At 72.0% G+C, this 20,189-nt stretch carries 22 protein-coding genes; 2 read left to right on the forward strand and 20 right to left on the reverse strand.

All coding sequences use genetic code 11. The annotated features are described in order from the left end of the window. Window positions 1-65: 65 nt before the first annotated feature. From A3IC_RS56530 to A3IC_RS56540, 13 genes are all read right to left on the reverse strand, one after another. The gene (locus A3IC_RS56530) at window positions 66-878 is read right to left on the reverse strand and encodes a DsbA family protein (RefSeq protein WP_020552878.1); all 813 of its coding nucleotides are present in this window, start codon (window positions 876-878) and stop codon (window positions 66-68) included. A 137-nt stretch (window positions 879-1,015) separates the two neighbouring features. Then, the gene (gene trpA / locus A3IC_RS0125420; RefSeq protein WP_020552879.1) at window positions 1,016-1,831 is read right to left on the reverse strand and encodes a tryptophan synthase subunit alpha; all 816 of its coding nucleotides are present in this window, start codon (window positions 1,829-1,831) and stop codon (window positions 1,016-1,018) included. Continuing rightward, window positions 1,828-3,048, reverse strand: coding sequence for a tryptophan synthase subunit beta (gene trpB / locus A3IC_RS0125425; protein ID WP_020552880.1), 1,221 nt, complete (start codon window positions 3,046-3,048; stop codon window positions 1,828-1,830). Before trpB ends, trpA begins: the two co-directional genes overlap by 4 nt. A gap of 55 nt (window positions 3,049-3,103) precedes the next feature. Then, the gene (gene trpM, locus A3IC_RS73650) at window positions 3,104-3,253 is read right to left on the reverse strand and encodes a tryptophan biosynthesis modulator TrpM (protein WP_355539697.1); all 150 of its coding nucleotides are present in this window, start codon (window positions 3,251-3,253) and stop codon (window positions 3,104-3,106) included. Between the two features lie 14 nt (window positions 3,254-3,267). Continuing rightward, entirely contained in the window at window positions 3,268-4,077 is an 810-nt protein-coding gene (gene trpC / locus A3IC_RS0125430; RefSeq protein WP_020552881.1) for an indole-3-glycerol phosphate synthase TrpC, read from the reverse strand. Between the two features lie 177 nt (window positions 4,078-4,254). Continuing rightward, window positions 4,255-4,686 carry a DUF2752 domain-containing protein gene (locus A3IC_RS0125435; protein ID WP_020552882.1) on the reverse strand — a complete coding sequence of 144 codons (432 nt, stop codon included), beginning with the start codon at window positions 4,684-4,686 and terminating at the stop codon, window positions 4,255-4,257. A 28-nt stretch (window positions 4,687-4,714) separates the two neighbouring features. After that, window positions 4,715-5,116, reverse strand: a complete 402-nt coding sequence (locus A3IC_RS56535; protein WP_020552883.1) for a CD225/dispanin family protein — start codon at window positions 5,114-5,116, stop codon at window positions 4,715-4,717. A gap of 149 nt (window positions 5,117-5,265) precedes the next feature. Next, window positions 5,266-5,475 (reverse strand): HGxxPAAW family protein, encoded by a 210-nt coding sequence (locus tag A3IC_RS0125445; protein ID WP_020552884.1) that lies wholly within the window; start codon window positions 5,473-5,475, stop codon window positions 5,266-5,268. 113 nt (window positions 5,476-5,588) lie between these two features. Next, a complete protein-coding gene (locus A3IC_RS0125450) occupies window positions 5,589-6,332 on the reverse strand; it encodes a TIGR02234 family membrane protein (RefSeq protein ID WP_020552885.1) in 744 nt (247 codons plus the stop codon). 58 nt (window positions 6,333-6,390) lie between these two features. Further along, window positions 6,391-7,944: an anthranilate synthase component I gene (locus A3IC_RS0125455; RefSeq protein ID WP_020552886.1), complete on the reverse strand. Its 1,554-nt coding sequence runs from the start codon at window positions 7,942-7,944 to the stop codon at window positions 6,391-6,393. Window positions 7,945-8,014: 70 nt separating this feature from the next. Then, window positions 8,015-8,392 (reverse strand): phosphoribosyl-AMP cyclohydrolase, encoded by a 378-nt coding sequence (gene hisI / locus A3IC_RS0125460; RefSeq protein WP_020552887.1) that lies wholly within the window; start codon window positions 8,390-8,392, stop codon window positions 8,015-8,017. Window positions 8,393-8,435: 43 nt separating this feature from the next. Next, complete coding sequence (locus tag A3IC_RS0125465) at window positions 8,436-9,086, reverse strand: TIGR03085 family metal-binding protein (RefSeq protein ID WP_020552888.1); 651 nt, start codon at window positions 9,084-9,086, stop codon at window positions 8,436-8,438. A gap of 93 nt (window positions 9,087-9,179) precedes the next feature. Then, window positions 9,180-10,337, reverse strand: a complete 1,158-nt coding sequence (locus A3IC_RS56540) for an alpha/beta hydrolase (protein ID WP_020552889.1) — start codon at window positions 10,335-10,337, stop codon at window positions 9,180-9,182. 303 nt (window positions 10,338-10,640) lie between these two features. On the opposite strand from A3IC_RS56540, the gene A3IC_RS0125475 reads away from it, so the two are divergent. Beyond that, window positions 10,641-12,458, forward strand: coding sequence for an ABC transporter ATP-binding protein (locus A3IC_RS0125475; protein WP_020552890.1), 1,818 nt, complete (start codon window positions 10,641-10,643; stop codon window positions 12,456-12,458). Beyond that, window positions 12,455-14,308: an ABC transporter ATP-binding protein gene (locus A3IC_RS0125480; RefSeq protein WP_020552891.1), complete on the forward strand. Its 1,854-nt coding sequence runs from the start codon at window positions 12,455-12,457 to the stop codon at window positions 14,306-14,308. The genes A3IC_RS0125475 and A3IC_RS0125480 overlap by 4 nt, the downstream gene beginning before the upstream one ends. An 88-nt stretch (window positions 14,309-14,396) precedes the next feature. Here the strand turns inward: A3IC_RS0125480 and A3IC_RS62675 are convergent, their stop codons facing one another. The 7 genes from A3IC_RS62675 to priA all read right to left on the reverse strand — a co-directional run bounded on the left by A3IC_RS62675 (window position 14,397) and on the right by priA (window position 20,173). Next, window positions 14,397-15,230 (reverse strand): septum formation family protein, encoded by an 834-nt coding sequence (locus tag A3IC_RS62675; RefSeq protein ID WP_020552892.1) that lies wholly within the window; start codon window positions 15,228-15,230, stop codon window positions 14,397-14,399. 36 nt (window positions 15,231-15,266) lie between these two features. Next, window positions 15,267-16,139, reverse strand: coding sequence for a septum formation family protein (locus A3IC_RS0125490; protein ID WP_086018475.1), 873 nt, complete (start codon window positions 16,137-16,139; stop codon window positions 15,267-15,269). Next, complete coding sequence (locus A3IC_RS56550) at window positions 16,136-17,485, reverse strand: MFS transporter (RefSeq protein ID WP_020552894.1); 1,350 nt, start codon at window positions 17,483-17,485, stop codon at window positions 16,136-16,138. Before A3IC_RS56550 ends, A3IC_RS0125490 begins: the two co-directional genes overlap by 4 nt. A gap of 99 nt (window positions 17,486-17,584) precedes the next feature. Next, the gene (locus A3IC_RS0125500; RefSeq protein WP_020552895.1) at window positions 17,585-18,151 is read right to left on the reverse strand and encodes a helix-turn-helix domain-containing protein; all 567 of its coding nucleotides are present in this window, start codon (window positions 18,149-18,151) and stop codon (window positions 17,585-17,587) included. A 119-nt stretch (window positions 18,152-18,270) separates the two neighbouring features. After that, the gene (hisF, locus tag A3IC_RS0125505; protein WP_020552896.1) at window positions 18,271-19,032 is read right to left on the reverse strand and encodes an imidazole glycerol phosphate synthase subunit HisF; all 762 of its coding nucleotides are present in this window, start codon (window positions 19,030-19,032) and stop codon (window positions 18,271-18,273) included. Then, entirely contained in the window at window positions 19,029-19,442 is a 414-nt protein-coding gene (locus A3IC_RS0125510) for a RidA family protein (protein WP_020552897.1), read from the reverse strand. Before A3IC_RS0125510 ends, hisF begins: the two co-directional genes overlap by 4 nt. Next, window positions 19,439-20,173, reverse strand: coding sequence for a bifunctional 1-(5-phosphoribosyl)-5-((5-phosphoribosylamino)methylideneamino)imidazole-4-carboxamide isomerase/phosphoribosylanthranilate isomerase PriA (gene priA, locus A3IC_RS0125515; protein WP_020552898.1), 735 nt, complete (start codon window positions 20,171-20,173; stop codon window positions 19,439-19,441). Before priA ends, A3IC_RS0125510 begins: the two co-directional genes overlap by 4 nt. Window positions 20,174-20,189: the final 16 nt, after the last annotated feature.

Consider the following 20,189-nt stretch of genomic DNA (forward strand, 5'->3'; position numbering starts at 1 on the left):
CGGGTGAGGTGCGAGGACCCCGGTCCGGTGGTCCCCCGCACCCCCCGGACCGGCACATGTCCTGTCTAACCGGCGGAAGGCGCCTGAGGTTCCTGTCCGAGAGCCGCCTTACCACTCCCGGGGTTCTCCAGGCGCTGGTCGAGCAGTTCACGAAGGTTGTCGGGCGAACGCATGGCCGAGTTCCCGCCGTCCAGAATTTTTCCGTCCACCGCGACGCCGGGTGTGGCGGAGACTCCGGAGGTTTCGAACGCGCTCTCGGCGGCGGTCACCCACGCGGCGTGCGCGTCGGTGTTCACGCACGCGTCGAACGCCTCGCCGCGCAGGCCCGGGACCTGGCCGGCCAGGTCGAGCAGTCGGGCGGGGGTGTAGCCGTCCTCGGATTCCTCGGGCTGGTTCTTGAACAGCACCGCGTGGTACGCGGCGAACTTGCCCGCGTCCACCGAGCAGCGCGCGGCGTTGGCCGCCTTGACCGAGCCGGTCCCACCGAGCTTGCCGTCCAGGAAGGAGGCGATGTGGTAGTCGACCCTGATCTTTCCGGATTCGGCGTAGTCCGCCAGGAGCGGGCCGAAGTCGGTCTCGAAGCGCTTGCAGAACGGGCAGCGGAAGTCCTCGAACACGGTGACCGCGACCGGCGCCGAGGAACTGCCGACCCGGATCGTGCCGTCGGCCTGGGCGACGGCGGGCAGGGTGGCCGGGTCGATGTCGCGGATGGCGGACTTGACCGTGCCGGGTGCCTTGGCGTCGCCGGAGTCGTCGTCCTTGCCGTCGTTGCCGATGGTGAACACGAGGCCCAGGACGGCGGCCAGCACGGCGACCACGAGTACGCCGACGACGGCCAGGATGACGGGAGCTCGTTTGGTCCTGGGTTTGGTGCTCAACGCTGGTTCCTCCGATGTGGGCGGTACGGGATGACGCGGGCATGGCAACGGCCGCCGCGGGGGTGCTGCGGCGGCCGCTGATGAGCCGATGTACATTTTGGCGCGTTTTTACACGGAATGGCGGCTTGCCGCGCGCATCAGCGCTTGCGGACACCCTCGGCAAGGTCCGCGGCCAGGGCACGGACGGCGTCCAGGCCGGCCTGTTCGTTCGGTGCGTCCAGCAGGGCGCGCACGAACGCGGAGCCGACGATGACGCCGTCGGCGTAGGCGGCGACCTCGGCCGCCTGGGCGGCGGTGGAGACGCCCAGGCCGACGCAGATCGGCAGGTCGGTGGTCTTGCGGGTACGCGCGACCAGGTCGCCGGCCAGCGAGCTCACCGAGGCCCGGGCTCCGGTGACGCCCATGACGGACGCGGCGTAGACGAAGCCGCCGCAGTGGCGGGTGGTGTACCCGATGCGTTCGTCCGAGGAGGACAGCGCGACCAGGAAGATCCGGTCCAGGTGCTGCCGGTCGGTGGCGGCGATCCACTCGTGCGCCTCGTCCGGGATCAGGTCGGGGGTGATCACCCCGCTGCCGCCGGCCGCGGCCAGTTCGCTCGCGAACCGCTCGACGCCGTAGCGCTCGATCGGGTTCCAGTACGACATCACCAGCGTCGCGGCGCCGGTCTCGGCGACGGCCCGCACGTTGTCGATCACGTGGTGGGTGTTGGTGCCGTGCGCGAGCGCGTGTTCGACGGCGCGCTGGATGACGGGGCCGTCCATCTGCGGGTCGCTGTAGGGCAGGCCGACCTCGATGATGTCGCACCCGCCCTCGACCATCGCCCGCATCGCGGCGGCGGAGCCCTCGACGGAGGGGTAGCCCGCCGGGAGGTAGCCGACCAGCGCGGCGCGGTTCTCGGCGCGGGCGGCTGCCAGCACCTCGGTCAGCCTGGTGGTGGTGCCGGTGCCGGTCACGACTGCTCCGCTTCCGCGTCGAGGAGATCGAAGTACTTGGCGGCGGTGTGCATGTCCTTGTCACCGCGCCCGGAGAGGTTCACCAGGATGGTCGCGTCCGGGCCGAGTTCGCGCCCGACCTCGATCGCGCCGGCCAGGGCGTGCGCCGATTCGATCGCCGGGATGATGCCCTCGGTGCGGCACAGCAGCCGGAACGCCTCCATCGCGGGGGCGTCGTCGATCGGCCGGTAGATCGCCCGACCGCTTTGGTGCAACCACGCGTGCTCGGGCCCCACCGCCGGGTAGTCCAGGCCGGCCGAGATCGAGTGCGACTCCTTGGTCTGCCCGTATTCGTCCTGGAGCAGGTAGGTGCGCGCGCCGTGCAGGACGCCGATCGAGCCGCCGGTGATCGAGGCGGCGTGCCGCCCGGTCTCCACGCCGTCGCCGCCCGCCTCGAAGCCGTACAGCCGCACGCTCTCGTCGGGGATGAACGCGTGGAAGGCGCCGATCGCGTTGGAGCCGCCGCCCACGCACGCGCAGACCGCGTCCGGCAGCTTGCCGGTCAGGTCGAGCACCTGCTGCCGGGCCTCCACGGAGATGACCTTGACGAAGTCGCGGACCATCGCCGGGAAGGGGTGCGCGCCGGCTGCGGTGCCGAGCAGGTAGTGGGTGTTGTCGACGTTGGCGACCCAGTCGCGCAACGCCTCGTTGATCGCGTCCTTGAGGGTGCGCGAGCCGATCGCCACCGGGATCACCTCGGCGCCCAGCACGCGCATCCGGGCCACGTTCAGCGCCTGGCGCTGGGTGTCGAGTTCGCCCATGTAGACGACGCAGTCGAGGCCGAGCAGCGCGCACGCGGTCGCGGTGGCCACGCCGTGCTGGCCGGCGCCGGTCTCCGCGATCACCCGGGTCTTGCCCATGCGCTTGGTCAGGATGGCCTGGCCCAGCACGTTGTTGATCTTGTGCGAGCCGGTGTGGTTGAGATCCTCGCGCTTGAGGATGATCCGCGCGCCGCCGGCGTGCTCGGCGAAGCGGGGCGCCTCGGTGATGATGCTCGGGCGCCCGGCGTAGTCGCGCAGCAGGCCGGCGAACTCGGCCTGGAACTGCGGGTCGTTTTTGGCCTTCTCGTAGGCCGCGGTCAGTTCGTCGAGGGCGGCGATCAGCGCCTCGGGCAGGAAACGCCCGCCGAAGACGCCGAAGTGGCCGGAGGCGTCCGGCTGTTGGGCAGTGCTGGACATGCGAGGTCCTTGTCGGTGTGGCATGCCGTCGGACGGCACGTTGCTGACGGGTGGGTCAGGAAACGTGTCGGCGCCATCGGCTGCCCGGCACCTGGCCGGGCTCGCAGCCGATCACATAGCGCACCCGACGTCCCCGGGCCCGTCGGGCGGGCGCGCGGCAGCCGCGGGGCTTGCAGCCCCTGGCCAGTCGCGGGTCCATGCTCATCGCCGCTCGCGTCCTCAGCCGCGCCCGTGCCGGATCGCCGGGTGGGCGCCCGCGGCGACCAGGTCGGCGACCGAGCTGCGCGGGTCGCGACCGGTGACCAGGGACTCGCCCACCAGGACGGCGTCGGCGCCGTTGTTGGCGTACGCGATCAGGTCGTGCGGACCGCGCACGCCGGACTCGGCGATGCGCACGCACGAGTTGGGGATCAACGGGGCGATCCGGGCGAAGTTGTTGCGGTCCACCTCGAGGGTCTTGAGGTTGCGCGCGTTGACGCCGATCACGGTGGCGCCGGCGTCGAGCGCGCGGGCGGTCTCCTCCTCGTCGTGGACCTCCACGATCGTGGTGAGACCGATCGAACGGGACCGCTCGATCAACGAGACCAGCGCGTTCTGCTCCAGGGCGGCGACGATCAGCAGGGCCACGTCCGCGCCGTGGGCGCGGGCCTCCCACAGCTGATAGCTCGTCACCATGAAGTCCTTGCGCAGGACCGGGATGTCGACGGCGGCGCGAACGGCGTCGAGGTCGTCGAGCGAGCCGCCGAACCGGCGCTGCTCGGTGAGCACGCTGATCACCGAGGCGCCGCCGGACTCGTAGTCGGCGGCCAGGCCGGCGGGGTCGGCGATCGCGGCGAGCGCGCCCTTGGAGGGGCTGGAGCGCTTGACCTCGGCGATGACGGCGATGCCGTCGCCGCGCAGGATGCTCTCCGCGTCGCGGGGCGCCGGCGCCCGGGCCGCGAGTTCCTTGATCTGGTCAAGGGATACGCGGGCCTGTCGTTCGGCGAGGTCGGCGTTGACACCGTCGATGATCTCGTCGAGAACCGTCACGCCCTACATCCCCTCGTTTGTCCGGAGAACCTGCTCCCCCGGCCCTTCGATGGTATAGGCCGATTCGAACAGACCCGTCCACACCGCACCGCCGAAGAGGTGGGGGCAGCATACGGCGTCGCACGGTGGGTTCGTGCGCACGGTCCGGCCGGCGAAATCGCCGGCCGTCACTGTGCGTCAGGGCGCGAGCGGTGCGCCGAACGGCAGGTCGCGGACGATCCAAAAGAGCAGCACGACCGCGAGCAGAGCCCACAGCGCGCGGGGATCGGCCAGCCCCCGGCGCGGTTCGCCGCGCGCGGTTCGCACCGCCCAGCGCAGCCACAACAGGCCGATCAGCGGGAACAGCACGAGCGCGAGCGCGTTGTAGCCGAGCGCGGCGGACAGGTCGAGGTGGGTGAGCGCGTGCACACACCGCAACCCGCCGCAGCCGGGGCAGGGCAGGCCGGTGACCACCAGGTAGGGGCACGGCGGATAGTGACCGCTCTCGCGCGGATCGACCAGCCCCACATAGGCGGTCGCGGCGGCGAGCAGGGCCAGGCTCGCGGCGGGCAGACCGAGGTTGCGCAGCCGGAAGCCGGTGCCGGACACGGGGTGGGCCGGGGTGGTCATCGGCCCATTGTGCCGTCGGGACGCACCGTCAGAGGTCACCCAGCGTGTCTTTCCAGCCCAGAAGGAAGACGCCGACCATCCAGGTGGTCCAGAAGATCACGCCGAGCAGGACGGTGCCGATGGTCCAGTTGCGGGCCCGCAACGAGGCGAGCCGGGCGCCGGCCACATCGCCGCGGTGCCAACGCTCGTTGACGCTGGTGGCCGCGAGCAGCGCGGGCACGCCCGCGAGGAAGCAGCAGAAGACGGTCGCCACGACCGCCCACGCGAGGTAGTTGTCCGGTGGGCCGGGCGGCGGACCGGCGGGCGGCGGCGTGGTCGGCGGCCCGTAGGGCATGGCGTGCCCGAACGGCCGGGCCGGCGCGTTCCACTCCCGCGTCCGATCCGAACGCTCCTCACCGCCACCGGGAGCCCCCGGATAGCCGTAGGCCACATTCCCCCCTTGGCGTAACGCCGTTACGGCACGCCCACCCTAGAACAGCGCCGAGCCCCCCGCCGAAAACGCCGACCGGGCGAAGCCCGAACACCCGGGGCCGGCCGAACCAACCCGGCCCGGCCGGCGCCCGAAGCCGAAGCCGGACGTCAGCGACGCGCGGGGGCCGCGCCCAGACCACCCATCCGCATGCCCGCACCGGCGATGCAGCCCACCAGGACCACGGCCGCGCCGGCCCAGAACAACATCACGTTGGCCGCGATCATCGCGACGCCGGAGATCGTGCAGCCGATCAGCGCCAGTATGGTCACGGTCCAGGCGGCGGGGGTGCTGCCGTGGTTTCCGGCTTGCGACGACATCGCTTACTCCTTCGGCTTCACATTTCACACGCGTGGGCGCGGTTGCCGGGGCACCGTGAGGGCGCCGCGATCACAACCGCGCGATTCTTATTGTCACCCGTAGGGAGCAGTGCTCAGCGCGTGGGGTCCTCGCCCCGGTCCAACGCGTTCCACAGGTCGGCGTTGGTGGCCGAGCCACGCTTGGCGGCGACCGGCTTGCCGGCCGGGGCGTCGTAGCGGTTGGACATACCGGGCCAGCGCCTGCCCCGGAGCACCACGAGCAGACCCGCGAGCACGATCAGCACGCCGCCCACGAACGCGAACCACGGCCAGATCGTATGGCTCACGTCCACCGCGCGAACCCCCTCGACGGCCGCCTTGCCCGCCGCCTCGGAATTCACCGCCGACGTGTCGCTCGCACCCCGCACGGCCAGCACCGTGACCCCGATCCCGGCCAGGGTCACCAGTGCGCCGATCACGCTTCGGCCGATGGTGCGGGTGGCGAGCACCGCGAGGCCGCCGGCGAGCCCGAGCAGGGCCAACGCGGAAACGGCCTTGTTGATCGTGTTGCCGCTCGCGTGCACCGCGATCCGTGAGCCGTGCACCGGCGCGGTGCCCTCGGCCCAGGTGCGACCCGCCACCGAGAGCACCAGGGCCGCGCCGACCAGGGCGAGCAGGACCGCGACGGTCAACTCGCGTCGCGCGGCCTTGCGCGCGCGCAGGGCCCCGCTCTCGACCGAATCGGTCGAGGCCGATTCCGCCGCCTGCCCGGTGGTGGCGCTCGCCGCGCCGGTCGCGCTCGCCGCTTCGGAAACCGCTCGGTCGTCCGTCTCGGTGCCGGCACCCGCTGCGCCGGCCTCGGTCCTCGCGTCGCTCATGTCACCAGCATGACCCACGCTCCGCGGCGGCTTGACCCGGGGCGGGTGTTCGCCGGGCCTACCCGATCCGAACGTCGTGCGCCGGCGCGAGCGTCGCCGCGATGGCCACCGCGCGCAGCACCGCCGCCGCCTTGTTGCGGCATTCGATGTCCTCGGCCTCGGGCGAGGAGTCGGCGACCACGCCCGCGCCGGCCTGGACGTAGGCCACCCCGTCGCGGATCAACGCGGTGCGGATCGCGATCGCGGTGTCCAGGTCGCCGGCGAAGTCGACGTAGCCCACACAACCGCCGTACAGGCCGCGCCGGGTGGGCTCGAAGTTCTCGATGATCTCCATCGCACGCGGCTTGGGCGCGCCGGACAGGGTGCCCGCCGGGAAACACGCGGCGAACACGTCCAACGCGGTACGGCCCGGGGCCAACTCGCCCACCACGGTGGACACGATGTGCATCACGTGGCTGTACCGCTCGACCGCCATGAAGTCGATCACCTCGACCGTGCCCGGCGTACAGACCCGGCCCAGGTCGTTGCGGCCCAGGTCGACCAGCATCAGGTGCTCGGCGCGTTCCTTGGGGTCGGCGAGCAACTCCTCGGCCAGGTCGGCGTCCTCGGCCGGGGTGGCGCCGCGCGGGCGGGTGCCCGCGATCGGGTGCAGCATCGCGCGCCCGTCCTCGACCTTGACCAGCGCCTCGGGGCTGGAGCCGACCACGTCGAAGCCGCCCTCGGCGCCGCCGTTCGGACCCGGCAACCGGAACAGGTACATGTACGGGCTGGGGTTGGTCGCGCGCAGGATCCGGTACACGTCCAGGGCGCCGGCCTCGGTGGGCATCTCGAAGCGCTGGGACAGCACGATCTGGAACGCCTCGCCGGCCCGGATCTCCTCCTTGGCCGCCTCCACCGCCTTGCGATAGGCGGTCGAGCCCCACGGACCGGCCGCCTCGGCGACCGCGCCGCGCTCGAACGCCGCCGCGGCCAGGCCGGTCGGCCGGGCCAGGTCGGCGGTCATCACGTCCAGCCGGGCCACCGCCGCGTGGTACGCCTCGTCGACGCCGGACTCGCGGTTGTCGTGGTTGATCGCGTTGGCGATCAACAGCACGCTGCCGTCCACGTGGTCGAGCACCGCCAGGTCGGTGGCCAGGAACATCATCAGCTCCGGCACGTGCAGGTCGTCCACGGCCGACTCCGGCAGCCGCTCCAGCCGGCGCACCACGTCGTAGCCGAGGTAGCCGACCATCCCGCCGGTCAGCGGCGGCAGTTCCAGGCCCGGGATGCCGTGCGGGGTGTGCAGTGCGGCGACGGTGGCCCGGAGCACCTCCAGCGGATCGCCGTCCACCGGCACGCCCACCGGCGGGGTTCCCAGCCAGCGGGCCCGCCCGGCCGCCTCGGTGAGCACCGCCGCGCTGTGCACGCCCACGAACGAATAGCGCGACCACGAACGGCCGTTCTCGGCGGATTCCAGCAGGAAGGTGCCGGGCCGCTCGGCGGCGAGCTTGCGGTACAGGCCCACGGGGGTGTCGCCGTCGGCCAGGAAGCGCCGGGTGACGGGGATGACGCGCCGGTCGCGCGCGAGCGTCCGGAAGGTGTCGAGGTCGGGGGTGACGGTTCCGGTGGTCATGGCGTGCGCAATCTCCCGGGCAGCGAGGTCGGGCGGAGCCGGGACCACGCGGGCCCGGGGTCGGCGATGGTCAGTCGGAGACGGGCAGGACGTCCGCGTCGAAGCAGGTGCGGTCGCCGGTGTGGCACGCGGCGCCGGTCTGCTCGACCCGAACGAGCACCGCGTCGCCGTCGCAGTCGAGCGCGACCGAGAGGACCTTCTGCACATGGCCGGAGGTGTCGCCCTTGACCCAGTATTCCTGCCGGCTGCGGCTCCAGTAGGTGCATCGGCCGGTGGTCAGCGTGCGATGCAGCGCCTCGTCGTCCATCCACCCGACCATCAGCACCTCGCCGGTGTCGGCGGCCTGCGCGACGGCGGCGATCAGGCCGTCGGGGTCGCGCTTGAGGCGCGCGGCGATGGTCGGGTCGAGGTCGGACGGCCGCGCGGGCGGGTGGGTGGCACCGGTCATGCGCGCATTGTCGCAGACCCGCGCGAACCGCTCGGTCGGGTGTTCACAGGCCGGTACGGGCCGTACGCAGGGTGTCGATCGCGGCCTCGTCGCCCTCGATCTCGACCCGGGCCTGGTCCTTGCGGCCGAACAGATACAGGAGCAGCTCGCCCGGGTGCCCGCTCAGCGTCACCACGGGCGTGCCCTTGTGCACGATCTGCGCCGGCTCCCCGGCCGCGGTGTCGGTGCGGCGCAGCGCCACGCCCACCGGGACGCCGCGCAGCGCCATCCGCGAGGCGCCCTTGGCCCGCTTCCACAGGATCTCGGTGAGTTCGGGGGCCAGTCGGCGCGGCTCGGCGCCGCCGGGCTGGGCCCGGCGTACGTCCTCCAGGTGGATGAAGTACTCCATCGTGTTGGCCGCCGCGTCCACGCCGGGGATGCCGAACACGGACAACTTCGGCGGGCCGTCCGCGACCAGCCGCACGCTCTGTTCGTACGGCTTGGCCGCCTGCCGCAGCCGGACCTTCTCGGTGTAGCCCGCGAGCGGCGCGAGCATGATGCCCGGCGCCGAGTCGGGGCGGTGCTCGCGGACCACCAGGTGGGCGGCGAGGTCGCGGGTGGTCCAGCCCGCGCACAGGGTCGGCGCGTCCGGGCCCAGGACTCGCAGCAGTTCGGCGAGTGCGGCGCGTTCGGTGCGGGCGTGCGAAGTCGGCATGTGCCGATCCTTTTGCCCGCACCGGGCGCGGTCAAGGGGATCCGGGCCCCGTCCGGCCGATCCCGGCGGACCGGACCCGGTCGTCGCCGGTGGTCAGGGGGAGGCGGCCACCGGTGCGGAGTCCTTGGGCTGGTCGCTCTTCTGCTGCGTGCTCAGCCAGCGCAGCGCGTCCGGCAGCACCGCCTGCCAGGTCTTGAAGTTGTGCCCACCGGTGGGCAGCAGCAGCGTGTCCACCTTGAGCGGCGGCTTGGCCAGCCGCTGGAACTCCTTGGTCTCGGGCAGGTTGGGCTCGCCGCTCTCGCTGCTGGTGAGCAGCAGACTGACCGGCGGCATCGGCATGTTCTTCAGCCGCCACATCAGGTCGTTCTGGTTGCGGTACGCCTTGCTGCCGCCGTAGAGGTCGCCGGTGTCGCCGTCCAGCGGCGCGCCGTAGTCGGCGGACAGCGCGACGGCCGCGCCGATCCGGTCCGAGTGCTGCATGGCCAGCTTGGCCGAGCAGTAGCCGCCGGTGGAGTCGCCGAGCATGGCCCAGCTGCGCGCTCCGGGCGCGACCCGGTACACCTGGCTGATCGCCTCGGGCAGGTCCTGGCTGAAGAACATGCCCACCTGCGGTCCGCCGGGCACGTCGGTGCACTCGGTGTCGCGGTCGGCGCCGACGCTCGGTTTCATCATCACGTAGATGGTGGGCTGGACCCGGCCCGCGGCTATCTCGTTCGCGGCGAACTTGGGCAGTTCCAGGCGGGTGACCAGGTTGCGCTCGTTGCCCGGGTAGCCGGTGAGCACCACCACGACCGGGAAGCGCCGGTCCTTGTACTGGGCCTGGAAGTACTGCGGCGGCAGGTACACCAGGGCCGGCGAGCCCATCCCGCTGCGGCGGCCGGCCACGTCCACCTGCATGATCTGACCCGCGGCCTGGGGGTTCTTGCCCTGCGGGACGTCGATCGTCTCGGTCCCGTTCTCCTTGACCAGTTTGGGTACGTCGCCGGGGCCGGCGGCGCCGAAGTTCACCACCGGCTTGCCGGTGTGCCCGAGCAGGTCGTCCCAGGTCGTGTAGAAGACGAAGTAGCGGTTGCCGATCACCGCCACGGTGGCCATCAGCAGCACCTGCGTACTCAACAGGATGCCGATCCGTCCCAGGATCGGCAGCACCCCCTGGCGGGACAGCTTGGGCCAGAAGAACACGGCGGCTGCGGCCGCCGCGAACGCGACGACGCCGAGCAGGATTATCAGTTTGAGGCTGGTGAGGCCCACAGCGGCGTCCTCGGTCTATGGATCATGGTCAGGTCACGCCCGTAAGACGCGACCGGCTCGGCGATTGGTTGCGGGTGCCGGGCATGCTCCGACGGAAGCCGGCGGGGGCGCCCGAAACAGGGTGACATGGCGGAAAGATTCACTCCAAGCCGCGTAGCGTCGGCCGATCCGGATGGAATCGAGGGCCCGGACGGGAATCGGGACCGTCACCGACGCCTTGTACTTTCATTGGACAACCATCCCTCGACAATCCTGTCGGACCGCCCCGTTCGCGGCGGCCGGATTCCCGTGAAAGTGAGCCCCGTGGCGGACAAGGTCGTGCTGCGACAAGGACTGCGCGTACTCGGCGTGGCGATCCGCGAGGAACCCAAGATCTTCGCCGCCGCGGTCGGCGCGAGCGCGGTGTACGGCGTGATGACCGTCGGCTCGGCGCTGGTGCTCGGCCGGGTCACCGACGACGTGATCATCCCGGCCTTCCGAGACGGGCGGACCACGGCCGGCGCGCTGGTCGGCGCGTTCGCGGCGGTGTTCGGGATCGCGCTGCTCAAGGCGTTCGGGGTGATCGGCCGCCGCCTGTGGGCGGGCGTGATGCAGTACCGCCTCCAGGCCACCTACCGGCGCCGGGTCACCCGGCAATACCTGCGCCTGCCGCTCGCGTGGCACCACCGCCACCCCACCGGGACGCTGCTCTCCAACGCGAACGCCGACGTCGAGGCGGCCTGGAACCCGGTCGCGCCGCTGCCGATGGCCACCGGCGTGGTGGTCATGCTCTTCGTCGCGGCGATCTCGATGGTGCTCACCGACTGGGCGCTCGCGCTGGTCGGCTTCGTGATCTTCCCGGCGATCGCCGTACTCAACGTGGTCTACCAGCGCAAGCAGGGGCCGCTGGCGATGCGCGCGCAGGAGTTGCGCGCCGACGTCGCCGAGATCGCGCACGAGAGCTTCGACGGCGCGCTGGTGGTCAAGACGCTGGGCCGGGAGAGCGAGGAGACCACCCGCTTCGCCGCCGCCTCGCGCGAGTTGGCCGACGCGAACATCGCGGTGGGCCGGGTCCGGGCCCTGTTCGACCCGATGCTGGAGGCGCTGCCCAGCTTCGGTGTGCTGCTGGTCCTGGTGGTCGGCACGGTCCGCGTCTCGCACGGAAACCTGGCTCCCGGCGACCTGGTGCAGGTGGCCTACCTGTTCACCCTGTTGGCCTTCCCCGTTCGGGCGATCGGCTGGCTGCTGGGCGACATGCCGCGCTCGGTGGTCGGCTTCGACCGGGTCAAGGGGGTGCTGGACGCCGAGGGCGAGCACACCTACGGGGCGATCGAGGGCGGCGACGCCTCGGCCGGTCCGGCCCGTCTGGAGGCCCGCGCGGTGCGCTTCGGCTATACCGACGACACCGACGTGCTGCACGACGTGGCCTTCGACGTCGAGCCCGGGCGCACCATCGCGATCGTCGGCCCGACCGGCTCCGGCAAGTCCACGCTGGTCTCGCTGCTGGTGCGATTGGTCGATCCGCTCGACGGCGGGGTCCTGCTCGACGGCACCGACCTGCGCGAGTACCGGCGCGGCGGGATCGCGGCCACCGCCGCACTGGTCCCGCAGCAGGCGTTCCTGTTCGACGACAGCGTGCGCGACAACATCACCCTGGGCCTGGACCTGGACGACGCGGCGGTGCACGAGGCGCTGCGGATCGCCCAGGCCGACTTCGTGAGCGCGCTGCCCGAGGGCCTGGACACGCAGGTGGGCGAGCGCGGGACCACGCTGTCGGGAGGCCAGCGCCAGCGGATCGCGCTGGCCCGGGCGCTGGTGCGCCGGCCGCGCCTGCTGGTCCTGGACGACGCGACGTCGGCCGTGGACCCGCGGGTGGAGGCGGCCATCCTGCACGGCCTGCGCGACGCGGGGCCGGCGACCGTGGTCGTGGTCGCCTACCGCAAGGCCACCATCGCGCTCGCCGACGAGGTGATCTACATCGAGGGCGGCCGGGTGCTCGATCGCGGCCCGCACCACGAGTTGCTGGACCGCTCGGTGGGCTACCGCCGGTTGGTCAACGCCTACGAGCGGGCCGCGCGCGAGGGCGCGGACGAGGACATCGACATCGACGTCAGCGAGGCCGAGGAGGCCACGGCTTCATGAGTATCGCCACCGTCGTACGCAAGGTGCCCGAACCGGACCCGAAACCCGGTTCGCGGATCGGCGCCGACCCCGACTCCACGAAGCCCGCCGAGTCCGGCCCGAGTGTGTTGCGCCGCGGCCTGCGGATGACCCCGGAGTTCACCGAGGGCCTGGTCGTCACGCTGCTGCTCGCCGTGGTCGGCACGGCCGGGCGCATCGTGGTGCCGCTGGCCGTGCAGCAGACCATCGACCGGGGGCTGCGCGCCGACGCCGGCCCCGACCTGACCGTGGTGCGCACGATGGCCGCGGTCGCGGCGCTCGCGGTGGTGGTCACGGCGGTGTCCGCGTACGCGATGAACGTGCGCCTGTACCGCACCAGCGAACGCGGCCTGTCCACCCTGCGGGTGGCCGCGTTCCGACACATCCACGACCTGTCCACGCTGCACCAGCAGTCCGAGAAGCGCGGCTCGCTGGTCTCCCGGGTGACCGGCGACGTGGACACGATCAGCCGGTTCATCCAGTTCGGCGGCCTGCTGCTGATCGTCAGCGTCGGGCAGATCGCGCTGGTGACGGTGCTGATGTTCGTCTACTCGTGGCAGCTCACGCTGCTGGTGTGGGTGTGCTTCGCGCCGCTGTACTTCTTCATGCGCGCGGTACAAAAGCGGATCGCCGCGGCCTACTCGCACGTACGGGTGGCCATGGGTCGCATGCTCGGCGCCATCTCGGAGCCGGTCGTGGGCGCCGCGATCGTGCGCGCGCACGGCATCGAGGAGCGCACCGCGCACCGCATCGACGAGTCGGTGAACGCGCACCGGGACGCGCAGACCCGCGCCCAGTTGTTCGTCGCGCTGACCTTCCCGATGGGCGAGTTCGTGGTCGGCCTGGCCAACGGGCTCGTGGTCGTGGTGGGTGTGTGGCTGGGCATCGACGGGCAGCTCAGCGTCGGCGAACTGGTCGCCTTCCTGTTCCTGGTCACGCTGTTCGTGGGCCCGGTACAGATGGGCGTGGAGATCCTCAACGAGGCGCAGAACGCGCTCGCGGGCTGGCGCCGGGTGCTGGAGGTGCTGGACGCGGAACCGGACATCGCGGACCCGGGCGAGGCGGGCGAGGTACTCGCGCGCGGCCCGGTCGAGGTCGCCTTCGACCACGTCTCGTACGGCTACCCGGGCGGGCCGCGGATCCTGCACGACGTGGACGTGACGCTGGCGCCCAGGACCCGGGTCGCGGTGGTGGGCGAGACCGGTTCGGGCAAGACCACGTTCGCCAAGCTGCTGACCCGACTGGTCGACCCGGACGAGGGCCGGGTACTCCTGGACGGCGTCGAACTGCCCCGGGTGCGCTTCTCGTCGCTGCGCGCCCGGGTGGTGATGGTGCCGCAGGAGGGCTTCCTGTTCGACGCCACGCTGCGCGAGAACGTGCGGTACGGCCGGCCGGACGCGGACGACGCGGCCATCCGCACCGCGTTCACCGACCTCGGTCTGGCCGACTGGCTGGCCGGACTGGCCGCGGGTCTGGACACCGCGGTGGGCCAGCGCGGCGAGTCGTTGTCGGCGGGCGAGCGGCAGTTGGTCGCCCTGGTTCGGGCCTACATCGCCGACCCGGACCTGCTGGTCCTGGACGAGGCGACGTCGGCCGTCGACCCGGCCACCGAGGTACGGATAGGGCGGGCCCTGGACGGACTGACCCGGGGCCGCACCGCGGTGTTCATCGCACACCGGATGTCCACGGCCGAATCGGCCGACGAGGTGCTCGTGTTCGATGCCGGAAAGCTCGTGGAACGCGGCCCGCACGCGCGCCTGGTCGGGGCCGGCGGGATCTATTCGCGGCTGCACGCCTCGTGGACGGCCCAGCAGAAGACGGCACCGCGCTGAACCGGTTCGCGGCCGGTCGTCCGCACGCGTCGGGGCGGGCCGATTCCCGGCCCGCCCCGACGCGTGCGGACATCTCCCGTACCGACCGCTATTTCAGCGGTGCCGTCAGCTTCTTGGTCTCGTCCGTGTAGGAGACCAGGCACTGGACCTCGCGGTCGCCGCTGCTCCAGCCGGATTCCTTCGGATAGATGTACAACCAGGTCAGCTGATCGGCCTGCGGTTGCCGGGCGATCACCGGCTCGGCGATCGGCTTGCACACCGCGGACGCCTTCGTGTCCATCTCCGCGTCGCCGGGCCAGGTGCCGTCCGGCAGCGCGACGTTCTCGATGTGCTGGCCGTCGTGCGGGCTCGTGCACGCGACCTTGTCGACGTCCGTGCTGCCCGTGGCGAACATGATGCAGTCGCCCGGGCTGAGCGGGACCTTCTTGACGGCGACGCTGCCGTTGGAGTTGGTCGCCACCGGAGTGGTGGGGGGCTCGGTGCTCGGCGGTTCGGTGGAGGGCGGCTCCGGCTCGTCGGTGGTCGGTGGCGTACCGGTCGGCGGCGCGCTGGTGCGCCCGGCCGTGGTGTCCGCCGGACCGGCCTTGTCGCCCTTCTTGTCGTCCCCGCCCAGGTTCAGCACCAGGGCGATCACGCCGGCGGCGATGACCAGGGCGACGACCACCACGATCACGACCACACGACCGCCGCCCCGGCCGCCGGACGGGCCGCCGGGGCCGGCCGGACCGTAGGGAGGGCCGCCACCGTAGGGCGGACCGCCGCCCGCGTACGGCGGGCCGCCGACCGTCGGGCCGTCGTAGGGCGGGTTCGCGGGAGGCGGGCCCGCGGGTGGCGGCCCCGCGGGTCCGCCGGGATAGCCACCCGCGCCTCCGCCGTAGCCGCCGCCTTGATTGCCGCCGGGGAATCCGCCGGGAGTGCTCATCAGGTCGATCCCTCCCCCAAGGGCCGAGCGCCCGGGTCAGCGCAGTGGCTTGGTGAGTGTCTGCCCCGACTTGTACTTCACGATGCAGGTCACCTTGCGACGACCGATGTCCCACCCCGGCTGCTTGGGGTAGGTGTAGGTGAAGGTGAACTGCGAGGCGTCGGAGCGGCCGCCGACCGCCGTGTTCATCGCCGGGGTGCACTTCGACTCGGTCTGATCCGTGATCGATGCCTCACCCGGGTAGGTGCTGCCGCTCAGCTCGAAGGTCATGATGACCTCGCCGTTGTGCGTGCTGGTGCAGGACTTCTTGTCGATGGTGCCGGAGACGGTGTCCAGGGTGACGCAGTCGCCCTTGGACAGGTCCACGTACTGGACCTCGGACGGCAGGTCCGGGTCCGCCGTGCTCGCCGCGCTGGTCCGGGGCGTGGTCGGGCGGGAGGTGGTCGGGCGCGTGGTGGGCGGCGCGCTCGCACTGCTCGACGGCGAGGAACTGGCCGAGCCGGTCGCGCTGTTCGTGGGCGAGGCGGTCTTGTCCTTCTTGTCGTCGCCGCCCAGCACCACCACGAGCGTGGCGATGATGCCGCCGACCACGACGATCGCGGCGATCACCACGGCGATCAGCGGGCCCTTGCCCGAGCCGCCCTGGTTGGGCCCCGGCGGCATGCCGCCGCCGTAGCCTCCGCCGCCGTAGTTGCCTGGGTACTGCGGTCCGCCGCCGGCCCCCGGGTATTGCGGGGAGCCACCGTACGGGCTCTGCGGCGGCGGGTACTGCTGGCCGCCCTGCGGGTATTGCTGGCCGCCCTGCGGGTACTGCTGCCCCGGGTACGGCTGATTGCTCGGATAACCCTGGTCTGGCTGCTGCCCATAGCCGGGGTAGCCACCCTGTCCGGGTGATGGCGGCGTCGTCATGTGCCTAGCCTGCCTGATCGGGTGAAGCCACCGCTCGACCGGGCCCAACTACTTGACTCCGAGTCAGATGATCGTTGTGGGACCGGAATCCTTCCGTGACCCGATTTCACATCCGGCGGCTCGGGGCCCCGGCGGAACGGTCCGCTCACCACGGCCACAAGCACCCCCGCGAGTATCGCGCCGCCGCCGGCGGCGAACACCGCCGAGGGGCCGTGGGTCGAGGCGAGAAGGCCACCGACCGGATACAGCAGCGGGATCAGACCGACCCCGACCAGCATCTGGATCGCGGTGACCCGGCCCAGCGCGCCGGGCGCGCAGCTGGTCTGCACCAGGGCGTTCCCGGAACCGCCGACCACGCCGGTGGCGATGCCCAGCACCGCCGCGCAGACCACCGCGATCCCGACCCCGGACGCGTAGCCCAGGCCGACCAGGCTCGTGGCCATCACGAGCATGCCCACCGGCAGCAGGAGCCCGGGACGCGGCACCCGGCCCGCAACCGTCAGTCCCAGTGCGCCGATCGCCGCGCCGATCCCCCACGCACCCAGCACCAGACCCATCCCGCCCGGCCCCCAGCCCGTGTCGTCGGCGAGCAGCACGATGCCGATGTTCATCGGAATGGCGAAGCCCGCCTCCATCAGCGCGGTGACTATCAGAAGCGACCGCAGCACCCGATGCCGGGCCACATGGCGCAGCCCCGCACGCAGACCCAACTCCGGCTCCTCGGTGCCCGGTTCGGCCTCCGGGACGGGCCCCGGGCGAAGCCGCCACAGCAGCGCGAGGGAGAGTGCGAACAGCGCCGCGTTGAGCATGAAGGCCGACTCGGCGTCGCCCCACGCCAACGCCGCGCCGCCGATCGGCGCGGACACCACGGTGGCCACCCGCTGGGACAACGCGCGCATCCCCTGCACCCGGACCAGTTGGGTACGCGTGGTCAACCGCACCGGCAACGCGCCGACGGCGGGCATGAACAACGCGTCCACCGCGCCGAACACCAGCGCGATCGCCACCAGTAGCCAGATCGCCGGGCTGCTCGCCGACACGGCGATCGCGGCGACCAGCATCACCGCGCAGCGCACCAGGTCGCTGCCGATCACCACCCGACGCGGCCCGTACCGGTCCGCGATCACGCCGCCGGGCAACATCAGCAGGACCCGGGGCAGCGAACCGGCGGCCAGCACCAGGCCGGTCCGGGTGGCGTCGCCGCCGCGGACCGCGGTCCAGGACAGCGCCAGGAACCAGATCTGATCACCGATCAGGGACGCGGTGTAGGCGCCGAGCCAGGCCAGTACGCGCGGGTCGCGATGGGCGGGCCGCGAGGTCGCGGCGGCGGTGCTCGTGACGGCCATGATCGTCCCCGTTCCGGTTCGGGCGGTTCGTGCCGATGCGTGCGGCGCCGCGGTGCGCGCGGTCGTGGCGCGCGGGAGGGGCCGGCGGCGGCAGGGCCCTCACAGGTGGTACGGGAAGCCGCGGTAGTAGATCTCCACGTGTTCGGCGCCGGGGCTCTCCCGGTCCCGGTAGCCGTCCACGAGCTCCTCGATGGCGCCGCTCAGTTCGCGCAGCTCGGCGGCGGTCAGGCGGAGCGTGGGCGCGCCGCTGAAGGCCGCGCCCGCCCACTCCGCGCCCCACGACTGCATCTCGTCCAGGAAGCGCCGGTAGCGGTCCTCGGACTGCGAACCCAGCACCCGCGCGATGCTCGCGGACAGGTCCCGGCCGACCCGGTCCTCGGTGAAGTCGCCGAGCGAGAAGGTGAGGTCCTCGACCACCTTCCACCAGCGCTCGCGCCCATCCTCGGCGTGCTCGAAGTCCTCGACCACGAAGCCGTGTCCGGCCAGCGTGCGCACGTGGTAGCTGACCAGCGCCGGGGTCGCGTCGACCCGCTTGGCCAGCATCGACGCGGTGGCCGGACCGCCGGCGTGCAACGTCCGCAGCAGGGTGATCCGCAGCGGGTGGGTGAACACCTTGAGGGTCTGTACGTCCTTGATCATCCGGCGCGCCGGCGGCTGCTCGCTCATGACCCCAGCCTAGGTACGAAAATATTCTTTCGCAATAAGTCTTTCGCAATAATGCCTTCGTATCCGCCGACGAAAAAGCCGACCGCGGCTGCGGTCGGCTTCCTCGTCGGCGGGGGCGCTCAGCGGATCGGGTGCCCCGCGGCCCGCAATACGTCCTTGACCTGCGGGATCCGCAACAAGCCGAAGTGGAACACGCTGGCCGCGAGCACCGCGTCCGCGCCCGCGTCCACCGCGGGCGCGAAGTGCTCCGGCGCACCGGCGCCGCCGGAGGCGATCACCGGGATGCCCACCTCGGCCCGCACCAGTCGGATCAGCTCCAGGTCGTAGCCGTCCTTGGTGCCGTCCGCGTCCATCGAATTGAGCAGGATCTCGCCCGCGCCCAGTTCGGCCGCCTTCGCGGCCCACTCGACCGCGTCGATGCCGGTGCCGGTGCGCCCGCCGTGCGTGGTCACCTCGAAGCCCGGCGTACCGTCCCGGCGGCGTCGCGCGTCCACCGAGAGCACCAGCACCTGCGAACCGAACCGGTCCGCGATCTCGGCGATCAGCTCGGGACGCAGGATGGCCGCAGTGTTCACGCCCACCTTGTCCGCGCCCGCGCGCAGCAGCTTGTCCACGTCCTCCACCGCGCGCACCCCGCCGCCGACGGTGAGCGGGATGAACACCTGCTCGGCGGTGCGCCGCACCACGTCGTAGGTGGTCTCCCGGTTGCCCGAGGACGCGGTGATGTCGAGGAAGACCAGTTCGTCCGCGCCCTCGGCGTCGTACACCCGGGCCATCTCGACCGGGTCGCCCGCGTCCCGCAGATTCTGGAAGTTGACGCCCTTGACCACCCGGCCGGCGTCCACGTCCAGACACGGGATCACCCGCACGGCCAGCGTCACGAGGCCCTCCCCCGGTACGCGTCCACCTCGACCTCGACCAGCATCCGCGAGTCGATCAACCCGGCCACCACGACCATGGTCGCGGCGGGCGGTGTCTCGGCGAACAGCTCGCCGTGCGCGCGGCCCACGTCGTCCGCGTCGCGGGCGTGCGTGATGAACATCCGGGTGCGCACCACGTCCGATGTACCCAGCCCGAAGTGCTCCAGCGCGTCCAACGCGATCCGGAACGCCGCGAGGGTCTGGTGGTGCGGATCGCCCTCGTGCGCGAGGTTGCCCTCGACGATCGCGGTGCAGCCCGACACGTGTACGTACTCGCCCACCGCGACGGCGCGCGAGTAGCCGAAGGCTTCCTCCCACCGCCCGCCGGACGAATATCGCTCGATGTTGCCCGAGTTGTCGCTTCCCGTCACCGGGACACCGCCTCCAACGCCTCTTCGAGGGTGAACGCCTGGGCGTACAGCGCCTTGCCGACGATCGAGCCTTCCACACCCAGCGGTACCAGTTCGGCGATGGCGCGCAGATCCGCCAGCGAGGAGACCCCGCCCGAGGCCACCACCGGGCGATCCGTGGCCGCGCACACGTCCCGCAGCAGCTGCAGGTTCGGGCCGGTCAGGGTGCCGTCCTTGTTCACGTCGGTGACCACGTAGCGCGCGCAGCCGTCCGCGTCCAGGCGGGCCAGCGTCTCGAACAGCTCGCCGCCCTCGCGGGTCCAGCCGCGCCCGGCCAGCGTGGTGCCGCGCACGTCCAGGCCGACCGCGATCCTGTCCCCGTGCCGGGCGATCGCCGAGCGCACCCAGTCCGGCGTCTCCAGCGCGGCGGTGCCCAGGTTGACCCGCCGGCAGCCGGTGGACAGCGCCGCCTCGAGCGAGGCGTCGTCGCGGATGCCGCCGGACAGCTCGACCTTGACGTCGAGCCGACCGACCACGTCGGCGAGCAGCTCGCGGTTGCTGCCCTTGCCGAACGCTGCGTCCAGGTCGACCAGGTGGATCCACTCGGCGCCGGCGCTCTGCCAGGCCAGCGCGGCGGCCAACGGGTCGCCGTAGGAGGTCTCCGACCCGGCCTCGCCCTTGACCAGGCGGACGGCCTGGCCGTCGGCGACGTCGACGGCGGGCAGCAGTTCGAGGCGGTGGGTCTGCGTCATGACGGTTGCGATCCTC

Source organism: Embleya scabrispora DSM 41855, assembly GCF_000372745.1.
GTDB classification, from domain to species: domain Bacteria; phylum Actinomycetota; class Actinomycetes; order Streptomycetales; family Streptomycetaceae; genus Embleya; species Embleya scabrispora.